Raw genomic sequence first — 11,335 nt, forward strand, 5'->3', positions numbered from 1 at the left:
TTTGTACTATTTGAATTAAATATTGAACAGCTCATTGATGATTTCTCTATATTTTTAATTCATAGCTAGGTTAGCAACTAGCTAACTTATTGTAAATGCAAAAATTAACCTTAAGTTAATGACATTGATGAGCTTGCAGCGGTCATAGATATTGTTCTCGTTCTATAACTGTATTTTACGTTTTTGAACTTTTAATTAGTCTCAAAATCGATCTTTGGAACGTCCGCTATACCAATGATTAATAAGTTGGCTGTCGAGCTGATTAGGTCAACTAACAGGTGTACTGTTGACCTCCACCAACACTAACAATTTCAAATTTTTTCTTCCGCTATGCGCACAAAACGACATCTTTGGTAAATCCCTTTACAAATTAAAGTAGCGAACTTCTCAGGTTGAACATCAAAGGACGGTAGCTGCCACAGAGCCGACCTATTTCATAGCTTAAAATCATCTACACTTAGGTTCACTTTGGCAACTAAAGTGAACCTAAACAGCGCTCAAAATTTTGTTTCCGCTGTTTTGATCTTACCTTAAGCCTGATCGCACTACGGGGCAGCCATTGAAGTCTCGACCTCATTGATCGCCCATCCGTACGCCGTGACCTGTGTATCGAGACGATCGATGTCGGTAGCAGAACCACCAGTAGCCCTTAACCTATCTGCCTTCGCTTGCGCTTCAGTTTGCTCAGCTTTCAGCTTCGCGATTAATTTCTTTTTTGCTGAGTCATGGTAGGCGGTGATCTGATTCTTGGTTACAGATCGAACGCGATCCTCAGCAGGGGGATAGTGAAACGGGCTCTGAATATACGATCGGATCGCTTCCATTCCAAGCTGCGCGAGCCAAGCGTCATACCACCACTCTAGAAAAGCTCTTCGCAACCGACTTCCGATGGTTGCGCGCACACCGCCGCCGACTGCGTCGTCACCGCCTAGTGAGGCTAAAATATCGCGATACAGCAAGACAGTAGGGAGTGTAGAGTAGTCATCGTCCTCGAGTCGGAGGTCGATGAGCCAAAGCTGATCTAGTGCGTTTACGAGGGCATTTGGATCAAGATCTGCCACTCGAGTCTGGAGCTGAGTAAGCGCTTCTTTTCTCATCTGGCTCGACTCTTCGTCCATCTTGATCGCTAGGATCGCCTCTACGGTCTCTTCAGTAATTAAGGGGTGTTCCGCTGTTGTAGTGGTTTTCTGGTCGCAGCCCTGAAGCAGGAGAACGGCCAGAGCGACTACAGCTAGTGTGGAGGTGAATATTCGACGTATCATGAGTAAATCTCCTAGTGTGCTAACAGGTAAAGTATAGGTAGATTAAATCATATTTCCAATTAATCTAAATGCTTACAACAGGCAAAATTGGCGGCAGCACCCAAGGGGCGACGTACCGCCGCGTCTCCCCTTGGAACCCCTGCGACGTCCTGTCTCGGGTCGAGGTCTACCATTGCTCATTTATCATTTCATTGCTGAGATGGGAATAATACCAATCAGACTAACTAAGTGATCATTTTAAATGGCTTAAATACTCAATAACATCGTTGCTTTCAATCCCAATAGCTGGCTATTGCTCAATCAAGCGCCTTGTTCTTGAAAATTTACACTCATTAAAATTTGAACCATTAATTAATCTGATTGGTATAAAGGTTTTTGGCACTATTAGTGTAAGAATTTTTTTAGTGTTTTTTGTTATTTTCATCAAAAAAACACAAAATATTGAGGTACTTCACTATATCAAAAAGCGCTAAATCTGCGTGTACAAACGCTGGAAAGAGTGAAAGTGTTCACGTATGTTCATCATGACGCTGCATGGATGCAGCTTATTAGACAATGCAGGAGCATATTGTCCTGATGATGAACAAAGCGATGTAGGGCATGACGGTACAGGATGTACCTTATTAGACAATGCAGGAGCATATTGTCCTGATGCCCGTTCATCGCTGCTACGTCGAAAACACTTGAGTGAATGCAAGATTAAGTTTGGATCGCAGCTCCGAGAGAGTCCAGAGGGATGCCGGAGGCAGTATCCCTTTGGGTGCTGTCGCCACCGCGACGCGAAAGAAACAAAGAGCACAAGCAGCATTTAAAAGGCATAAAAAAAAGAGCAATGACACACTGCCATTACTCTTTTTTGTTATTCTTACTTAGTTAGTTAAGTCAATACTAGATAAACCTACGGACGATACTCTACTTCGACATCGTAATCATCTTCGTTCCAATCTTCATCATCAAGATCGTCATCTAATCCATCATCAGCCATTGCATCTTCATGGTATGTATCCCATTTAAACTCAACTTTTTTACCATCAATAGGTGCTTCTTCTTCCTCTGGTGGTAACTCTTCAATAAAAGTCATTACCCTTTGCGAAAGCTCTTGCGTGCCCATGCGATTAAAAGCAGAGATACTATGTACTTCACCTTTCCAATCAAGACCGGCTATAATAGCATCAGTTATTTCTTTAGCTTCTTCTTCAAGTACTAAATCTAACTTATTAAAAACAACCCAACGAGGTTTACCTGCTAATTTTGCATTATGCTGCTCTAATTCGCTGATAATGGTTTTGGCATTTTCAAGCGGATCAGAACCATCCACAGGCAAAATATCAATAACATGTAATAAAATACGGCAACGCTCAAGATGTTTTAAAAACTGAGTTCCAAGACCGGCACCTTCTGCTGCACCTTCAATAATGCCTGGAATATCGGCAATAACGAAACTACGTTGCGAGTCTAGTCGTACCACACCTAAATTAGGTACTAAAGTGGTAAACGGATAATCAGCCACTTTAGGTTTAGCCGCAGAGACACTGCGAATAAGTGTAGACTTACCAGCATTAGGCAAGCCAAGTAAACCAACATCCGCTAATAATAATAATTCTAATTTAAGATTGCGAATCTCACCTGGAGTGCCATCAGTTTTTTGACGAGGCGCTCGGTTGGTACTACTTTTAAAGCGTAAGTTACCTAAACCATGCCAGCCGCCTTTAGCAACTAGCAGTTTTTGATCTTTATGGGTTAAGTCACCGAGTAGTTCACCCGTATCAACATCAACAACGCGTGTACCAACAGGAACTTTCAATACTAAGTCGTCAGAGCCTCTACCTGTACAATTTTGGGGTTGACCATTTTGACCACGCTTAGCACGATGAAAGCGCTCAAAACGATAATCAATCAAGGTATTAAGGCTTTCATGAGCGATCAAATAAACATCACCGCCATCACCGCCATCACCGCCATTAGGGCCGCCGAACTCGATATATTTTTCTTTACGGAAACTGAGACAGCCGTTACCACCATCACCCGCTTCAACTCTGATCTCAACTTCATCAACAAATTTCATGGTGTTTTACACAACCCTAAAGTCTTGTGGTTTATATCTTGTTAGTATAAACGATTTTTCCATCAGAAAGAATCATCACAACAAGATCGTAATAAATAGGTAAAAAAAAACCTCGCATGATGCGAGGTTTTTTAGAAAATCGAATCTAATATTAATCAGCAATAATGCTAATAAACTTACGATTTTTTGGACCTTTAACATCAAACTGAACTTTACCGTCAGTTAATGCGAATAAAGTGTGATCTTTACCGATACCCATATTGGTGCCAGCGTGGAAACGAGTACCACGTTGACGAACAATAATGTTACCTGCTAACACTGATTCACCACCGAAACGCTTAACACCTAAACGTTTTGCTTCTGAATCACGACCATTTCGTGTACTACCTGCCGCTTTCTTATGTGCCATGTCAAATGCTCCTAATTAGCCGTTAATACCAGTAATTTTCACTTCAGTGAACCATTGACGATGGCCCGCTTGTTTGCGTGAATGCTTACGACGTTTGAATTTTACTATAGTAATTTTATCAGCACGACCTTGGTTTACCACCTCAGCCACTACTTTACCACCAGCAACGTAAGGCGCGCCTACATTGATGTTCTCGCCATCGGCGATCATTAAAACGTTATCAAATTCTACTGCTGCGCCTACTTCAAGCTCTAGCTTTTCTAGACGAACTGTTTGCCCTTCGGTTACACGATGCTGTTTACCACCGCTTTGGAATACCGCGTACATAGCTACTCCGTACTGCAACAACTTTATGTGTTGCTAAATTTAAAAATATAGGGCGCGAATTCTACGCGAAGAAACTCAGTAGAGCAAGTATAAAAACGATCATTTATAAAGTTTTTAATTCCTAGAAAAAAATAGCAAAATAAATTAACAACAAAGTCATTATAAACCTTTTGTGTAAGCTTTTATATCCGTGAATATAGTGTAGAATTTACTATATAAAAATAAAAACCCCCATCGATATAGTGGTTATATATAACCCCCTAGCCCAAGCGGAATTAAGTATAGTGGATATAAAAGCAATTCAAGCACTCTCACAAGATGATATGACCAAGGTTAATGATCTTATTTATGGTCAGTTACACTCAGACGTTGCTTTGATCAATCAATTAGGCATCTATATTGTTAATGCTGGCGGTAAACGCATGCGTCCTATGCTTACAGTGTTAACAGCACAAGCACTCAACCAGTCGAATACTGAAGAGCTTGATGATAAACACTGCACCATTGCTGCCATTATTGAGTTTATACACACTGCTACCTTATTACATGACGATGTGGTTGATGAATCTAACATGCGCCGTGGTCGAGAAACGGCCAATGCATTATTTGGTAACAGTGCTAGCGTATTAGTCGGTGATTTTCTTTATACCCGTTCTTTTCAAATGATGACCAAGTTGGGTGACATGCGCATTATGGATATTTTATCTGACGCAACTAATATAGTTGCCGAAGGTGAAGTATTACAGTTGATGAATTGTAATGATCCAGACACCACTGAAGAAAGCTATTTACAGGTTATTTATTGCAAAACGGCCAAACTTTTTGAAGCAGCTACTCGACTTGCTGCCGTTATTACTCAACAAGATAGCTCAATTGAAACAGCAATGGCTGAATACGGAAAGTACCTAGGTACTGCCTTTCAATTAGTGGATGATATTATGGATTACACTGCTGACGCCAAAGAAATGGGTAAAAATGTTGGTGATGATTTAGCAGAAGGCAAACCTACTTTGCCACTACTTTATGCCATGGCACATGGCACTGATGAGCAAAGACAATTAATTAGAAATGCGATAGAACACGGTAATGGCATGGAGCATTTAGACGATATTTTAAGTGCCATGAAACAAACCGGCGCTTTAGTTTATACGCAGAAAAAAGCAGAAGCAGAAGCAGATAAGGCTATCAATGCTTTATCGATACTGCCTGAATCTGATTACAAACAAGCATTGGTTGCCTTAGCCCATATTGCTGCTAATCGTAGTGCTTAAACATTTAAAGCAAGAGTAAAATAGTATGAGTTCAGATAACATATATGAAAACAATCCGCTGCACGGTATTGGTTTAGAACAAGTTCTCACTGAGTTAGTCGATCATTACGGTTTTGAGATTTTAAATGCTTATTTAAGCTTAAACTGCTTTAAAACACACCCAAGTATTCAATCTAGCCTAAAGTTTCTTAAAAAAACAGATTGGGCAAAAAATAAAGTAGAAGCTTTTTATTTATATCAATATAAAAACTTGCCACTTGCCGATAATGCCCAATTTGAATTACCACCACGTGATCGCATAGTGCCAGCTCATCAAAAACCGGGAACACCGGCAGAGTTAAGTTTTGATGATGCTGAAAACCTTAGACAAAAACGTGCTAAAAAAACCCGCGCGCGATCTTCTACCCCGACGAACCCTTGGGGGAAATAACTCATACTTCGACTGTTCGTTCCTCACGCTCAGTACAAGTAGAGGCTATACATTCATCATACTCAGTATAAACAGCGGCCTAATCCGTTTATCCTGAGCCCTGAGCGTGTCGAAGGGTCGTAAGGGTCGAAGGGTTATTGATCTAACACAGGTTTACGTGAACTTTGGCTTGTGTATTTCACCACCTACAACTAACGTTAATAAAAGATTATTAACTTTTGTAAGGTACTTTTATGCCACTAATTGAATGGACAGCCGAATTAAGTGTTGGGATAGACAGCATTGATGAGCAACACAAGAAGCTAGTCAATATGATCAATGCACTTAATGATGCCATGTTAACAAATAGCTCACATGAATTATTAGGTAAAATATTTACAGGTTTAGCGGCTTATACTCAAAAACATTTTACCTATGAAGAAGATATGTTTGCTGAGTATGGTTATGCAGATTCAGTAGAGCATAAACGACAACACAGTGAACTAATCGCTCAAGTAGTGGAATTAAAAGAAAGATTTATTGAAAACCCTCAAGGAACCATGAGTGCTGATTTAATGCTATTTCTTAAACGCTGGTTAACGAACCATATTATGAGAACAGATAAAGAGTATGCGGAGTTTCTTATTTCAAAAGGGGTGAAATAAGTAAAGTGACGAGAAAGTAAAGTTACTAGAAAGTAAAGTAGCGAGTTACGAAAAGCTCGGTTACGAGAAAGGGGAGTTGCTAGTGAGTAAAGTCACGAGTTACGAAGTTCGATACTCGCAACTCGGTACTTTTATTACTGTTGGTTTTTGGCTTTATGCCATAAAATCAACACCTTCTTGGATATCAGCTTTTAATGTATCAAGCATATCGTTTTTAGCTTTTTCTTCAAACGCGCTTAATTCACCGTAAGGTAATATTTCAGCAATACCATTTGCGCCTAAACGTACTGGGTGAGCAAAAAATGGTGCATCACCACCTTCAACGTCAACATAAGCGTAATCTACAACGTCTTCGCCTTGTAAACCTTTCACTAAAGATAAACAAAAACGAGCAGCAGCAGCGCCCATAGATAACGTAGCAGAACCGCCACCAGCTTTAGCATTTACAACTTCAGTACCAGCATTTTGAATGCGAGGAGTTAACGCAGCGACTTCTTCATCAGAGAAAGTAACGCCTTCAACTTGTGAAAGAAGTGGTAAAATTGTTGTACCTGAGTGACCACCAATTACTGGTATTTTAACGTCACTTACGTTCAAGCCTTTTAATTCAGCGATGAATGCTTCACTGCGAATTACATCAAGAGTTGTTACACCAAATACACGGTTTTTGTCATAAGTACCCGCTTTTTTGAATACTTCAGCAACAATTGGCACAGTGCCATTAACTGGATTAGTAATAATACCAACTAAAGCTTTTGGACAAGCAGCAACAATGCCTTCTGCTAATGTTTTGATGATACCTGCATTTACTGCAAATAAATCAGCACGGTCCATACCAGGCTTACGTGGCATACCTGCAGGAATAATTACAATATCAGCACCTGAAAGTGCACCAGCTAAATTGTCCGCACCAAAGCCTTCAACTTTAACAGCTGTAGGGATGTGAGATAAATCTACCGCCACACCTGGAACTACTGGGGCAACATCGTAAAGTGATAACTCAGAACCAGCTGGTAATTGAGTTTTTAATAGTAAAGATAATGCTTGACCGATACCGCCAGCTGCGCCTAATACTGCTACTTTCATGTGTTCTCTCCGAAATTAAAGTGGGTGTAAAACTGTATAATAAATATTATTCGAGTAAATACGTAAATTTTGTTGTGCAAAAGATATAGTATAGCCAACAAAAAAACAATTATTATTGCATATATGATACCGTATAATACCTAGTTGAAAAAATTCAACTTTAGTATTAAGGCTATATCAAGCAACTTAAAGGCTATATCAAGCAACTTAAAAATAAATAATTCAACTTGAAGCTGTTTGAAAAATAGCAAAAAAGGGTTTATCTCACATAATGAATGGCCAACAAAAACAAGAAGCATTAGTACAAGCATTTAAAGAATTATTAAAACAAGAACAATTCGGTTCTCAAGGCGAAATTGTTGATGCATTAAAATCGTTAGGTTTTGATAATATCAGCCAATCCAAAATATCACGGATGCTAAGTAAGTTTGGCGCAGTTCGAACGCGTAACGCACGCCAAGAAATGGTTTATTGTTTACCCGCAGAGCTTGGTGTACCCACCGCACAAAGTCCGTTAAAGCAATTAGTATTAGAAATAGAACATAATGGTATGATGATCATTATCCAAACAAGCCCAGGGGCTGCACAATTAATTGCTCGTTTGTTGGATAGCTTAGGTAAAAGTGACGGTGTACTTGGCACAATTGCCGGTGACGATACTATTTTTATTGCGCCAACAGATGTCAATAATATCAAAGAAACTATTAATAAATTAGAACGACTATTTTCTAAGAGTCTAAGTTAAGCATATCTATACCCATGTTACTTCAATATGTCGGATTCAGCTGCCCTGAAACGCACATCTTGAAGTATCATGGGTATATTCATCTTCCTCTGAGAAGAAGTAACAGTTAGGTATTATTTTAATACTTAAATTAAATCAAGTTGTAGTGTTCTTGATTATTACCCATTACGTATTAGAAAATTTCATGAAAAAAAACATTTTTATCACTGTTGGACAATTAGCACGAAGTGCCGGCATTTTATTGCTTTTTTTATATTTAGGTAGAGGCATTCAATACATAAGCCATTTACCCATTCCTGGTAGTATTTTTGGTTTACTCTTGTTATTTTTAGGCTTGAACCTTCGGTTAGTTCCTTTATATTATGTATTACCGACAGGCAGTTTTTTACTCAACTATATTACGCTCTTTTTTGTTCCTGTTGGTGTAGGGTTATTACAATATTCAGAATTGTTATCAACACATTGGCTCACCATTATAGTGAGCAGTGTGATCAGCACAGTAGCAACGTTAATCTCTGTTGGTTGGCTTTATCAAAGGTTTTCTAAATGATATACCTTTATCTTATTGCTACAGTGATTGTTTTTTTAACGGCCCGTAAACTTTTAAGCCCAATTAAAAGCCCATTAGCTAACCCTCTATTAGTGAGTATTTTATTTTTTATTGGCCTTTTTAGTTTTACCCCACTTATTTATCAAGATTATGCAACAGCAAACATTCCTTTCATTTGGCTTTTAGAGCCCGCAGTTGTTGCGCTTGCAATTCCCTTATTTTGTCAAGTCAAACAAATAAAGAAACAATTTAAAGCAATAATAATCAGTTGCTGCCTTGGTGTTGTTATTGCCATTTCAACGTGTATATCCGTCGCCTTATTATTAACTGACGATAAAATATTATTACTTTCTTTATTGCCAAAATCAGTGACTAGCCCTATAGCAATGGCCGTTGCCAACGAAACAGGAGGATTAGCATCTTTGGCTGCCGCAGTGGTTATTGCCGTTGGATTATTAGGCGCGCTGGGCGGTTTTAGCCTACTCAAGCTTTGTAAAATAACGAATCCACAAGCACAAGGTTTAGCCATGGGGTGTAGTGCTCATGCCATTGGCACAGCAAAAGCAATGGAAGTGGGTAATGAACAAGGGGCTTTTAGTTCTTTGGCTTTAGTTATCTGCGGTGTTTTAACCGCCGTTTTAGCCCCATTGTTTGCTTGGTTGATCACCATAATGACAACTATTTAAAATAGTACCTGTTCATCAATGACTATAATATTGGCAGTATACTTAAACCTACTAAAAATTCTTTTCAGTAAATTCAGCTAGTGAACTTCGTTCTACTTCATCAAATATTAGCACACTACCCTTCTCGTAATTCCTGTATATATTCACCGCAGCGCTAGCACCAGAACTGGCAGGAGTAACGAATCGGTCATCGATTTGGGCAAGGTTTCCCAATACAATAGTACGACAGTTTTTCCCCCCTCGGCTGAGCATTCCTTTCATTTGCGCTCTGGTCATGTTCTGTGCTTCATCTATAATTAAAACAGCATCATCAATAGAACGTCCTCTGAAATATGCCATGCTAGTAAATTCTATATTAGCTCGGTCAATAATATGCTCTACAGTCGCACGAGTGCTTTTTTCATCCTCATCATCACTAGCATGCATTGAGATTAGCGCATCGGTAACTCCAGCCAGCAAAGGTAAAGATTTTTCGGTTAGATCACCTGGTAAAAAACCAGGATCGTCATCCATAAAGTTCCGGCTTCGTACAACAACAATTTTTTTATATTGTTTAGTCTCGATCACTTGGTGTAACCCTACGGCAACTGCTAAAAAAGTCTTTCCAGATCCGGCAGGGCCGAGGAGGATATTTAAGTCAAATTCTGGATCGGTAAGTTGGTCTAAAGCCACCGCTTGTCGTGGATTTTTAGGAAGTATCCCCCAAATTTTCTCCTGCTTCCTTTGAAGTAATGTCGTAAATACATGCTCGTCATTAACTTCTTTTATTTTTCCTATATGACCAATTTCATCATACCAATACATGTTAGGCTGTGTTTCATCATTGAAAATATCACGATTAAAACGATATAATTTCCCTGACATAGCGAAATCTTTTTCTTCTTCACATCGGTCAAATAAGTCACCTGTAAATGACTGTACCCCTGTGTATAGTAAATCAATATCCGATATTTGATTATCAACTAGAACATCTTCCGCATCTACGCCAATTGTTCTTGCTTTTAGACGCATATTTATATCACGACTCACTATTGTGACATCTTGCTGCAATTCGTTTTGCATATGAAGAGCGTAATTAATAATGCGATTATCCGCATCACTACCCGCTGCGTACTTCAATTCTTTTGCAAAATCTAGCTGTGTATCTATACCAATAAATAGCTTACCTCGTTTTGCTGTTTCCGTAGAGGGTAACTGAATACCTTTTTCCATCTCTTCGCTAGAATGACCATTTATAATGTCCTCAAGCATTCTAATAACAAGACGAGCATCTTGACTAACACTTTTATCCAACCGCTCTTTTAAATTGTCTAATTCTTCTAATACCGTTAAACAGATATAAATATCATCACGGTACGCTAGTAAACTTTTTGGATCATGAACTAAGGCTGACGTATCAAGTACTCTAGGGTTGCGATTTTTATTAGGGTTTATCATTAGAGGTTCACCTCAAGGTTATTTTTACACAATTTTATTATCGCTGGTTAAAACCATAGATTATAAAAGGAAAATAGTTGGGTTGTGAGCTAAAGTTACTGATGCTGAAATACTCATTGTTTTATGATTAGGCATAACGTTCTCCTAACCTAATACCTGACAAGATATTACTATAATGAGATACAGAATTATTCAGTCTATATTTACTCGACTCTAACGCTTCAAGTAGCGTCATTGGTATAACAGCACACTGTTCTGTAAAGGATGAAAAGGCTAAGAATTCAGGTAGTAGGATTTTAATATAGAGGATATAAACAATTTTTTCTTCACTCATCTAAGCATCTCCAGCATTAATGATAAAAAACTGTGTAACAAACCATGATCGTCAGCTACCATTTAACAATGGCAGTTTATTTAAAGCTT

12 protein-coding genes are annotated in these 11,335 nt (G+C 38.8%); 6 read left to right on the top strand and 6 right to left on the bottom strand.

What is annotated here, in order from left to right:
• Nucleotides 1–545 precede the first annotated feature (545 nt).
• From DWA31_RS11480 to rplU, 4 genes are all read right to left on the bottom strand, one after another.
• Complete coding sequence (locus DWA31_RS11480) at nucleotides 546–1,262, bottom strand: hypothetical protein (RefSeq protein WP_114326727.1); 717 nt, start codon at nucleotides 1,260–1,262, stop codon at nucleotides 546–548.
• Nucleotides 1,263–2,160: 898 nt separating this feature from the next.
• Nucleotides 2,161–3,327 (bottom strand): Obg family GTPase CgtA, encoded by a 1,167-nt coding sequence (cgtA, locus tag DWA31_RS11490; RefSeq protein ID WP_114326729.1) that lies wholly within the window; start codon nucleotides 3,325–3,327, stop codon nucleotides 2,161–2,163.
• 151 nt (nucleotides 3,328–3,478) lie between these two features.
• Entirely contained in the window at nucleotides 3,479–3,736 is a 258-nt protein-coding gene (gene rpmA, locus DWA31_RS11495) for a 50S ribosomal protein L27 (protein ID WP_114326730.1), read from the bottom strand.
• A gap of 15 nt (nucleotides 3,737–3,751) precedes the next feature.
• A complete protein-coding gene (gene rplU, locus DWA31_RS11500) occupies nucleotides 3,752–4,063 on the bottom strand; it encodes a 50S ribosomal protein L21 (RefSeq protein ID WP_114326731.1) in 312 nt (103 codons plus the stop codon).
• A gap of 284 nt (nucleotides 4,064–4,347) precedes the next feature.
• Here rplU and ispB point away from each other — a divergent pair, with 284 nt between their 5' ends.
• The 3 genes from ispB (at nucleotide 4,348) to DWA31_RS11515 (ending at nucleotide 6,408) form a co-directional block, all read left to right on the top strand.
• Nucleotides 4,348–5,334, top strand: coding sequence for an octaprenyl diphosphate synthase (gene ispB, locus DWA31_RS11505; protein ID WP_114326732.1), 987 nt, complete (start codon nucleotides 4,348–4,350; stop codon nucleotides 5,332–5,334).
• 25 nt (nucleotides 5,335–5,359) lie between these two features.
• Entirely contained in the window at nucleotides 5,360–5,764 is a 405-nt protein-coding gene (locus DWA31_RS11510) for a VF530 family protein (RefSeq protein ID WP_114326733.1), read from the top strand.
• 233 nt (nucleotides 5,765–5,997) lie between these two features.
• Nucleotides 5,998–6,408, top strand: coding sequence for a bacteriohemerythrin (locus DWA31_RS11515; RefSeq protein WP_114326734.1), 411 nt, complete (start codon nucleotides 5,998–6,000; stop codon nucleotides 6,406–6,408).
• Between the two features lie 153 nt (nucleotides 6,409–6,561).
• Here DWA31_RS11515 and mdh read toward each other — a convergent pair whose 3' ends face one another.
• Nucleotides 6,562–7,494 (bottom strand): malate dehydrogenase, encoded by a 933-nt coding sequence (gene mdh / locus DWA31_RS11520; RefSeq protein WP_114326735.1) that lies wholly within the window; start codon nucleotides 7,492–7,494, stop codon nucleotides 6,562–6,564.
• 271 nt (nucleotides 7,495–7,765) lie between these two features.
• On the opposite strand from mdh, the gene argR reads away from it, so the two are divergent.
• The 3 genes from argR (at nucleotide 7,766) to DWA31_RS11535 (ending at nucleotide 9,475) form a co-directional block, all read left to right on the top strand.
• Nucleotides 7,766–8,239: a transcriptional regulator ArgR gene (gene argR / locus DWA31_RS11525; protein ID WP_114326736.1), complete on the top strand. Its 474-nt coding sequence runs from the start codon at nucleotides 7,766–7,768 to the stop codon at nucleotides 8,237–8,239.
• A 184-nt stretch (nucleotides 8,240–8,423) separates the two neighbouring features.
• Complete coding sequence (locus tag DWA31_RS11530) at nucleotides 8,424–8,789, top strand: CidA/LrgA family protein (protein ID WP_114326737.1); 366 nt, start codon at nucleotides 8,424–8,426, stop codon at nucleotides 8,787–8,789.
• Nucleotides 8,786–9,475: an LrgB family protein gene (locus DWA31_RS11535; RefSeq protein WP_114326738.1), complete on the top strand. Its 690-nt coding sequence runs from the start codon at nucleotides 8,786–8,788 to the stop codon at nucleotides 9,473–9,475. Before DWA31_RS11530 ends, DWA31_RS11535 begins: the two co-directional genes overlap by 4 nt.
• A 51-nt stretch (nucleotides 9,476–9,526) precedes the next feature.
• Here DWA31_RS11535 and DWA31_RS11540 read toward each other — a convergent pair whose 3' ends face one another.
• A complete protein-coding gene (locus DWA31_RS11540) occupies nucleotides 9,527–10,912 on the bottom strand; it encodes a PhoH family protein (RefSeq protein WP_114326739.1) in 1,386 nt (461 codons plus the stop codon).
• Nucleotides 10,913–11,335 lie beyond the last annotated feature (423 nt).

The sequence above is a fragment of the Candidatus Colwellia aromaticivorans genome (assembly GCF_003333305.1).
Classification (GTDB): Bacteria; Pseudomonadota; Gammaproteobacteria; order Enterobacterales; family Alteromonadaceae; genus Colwellia; species Colwellia aromaticivorans.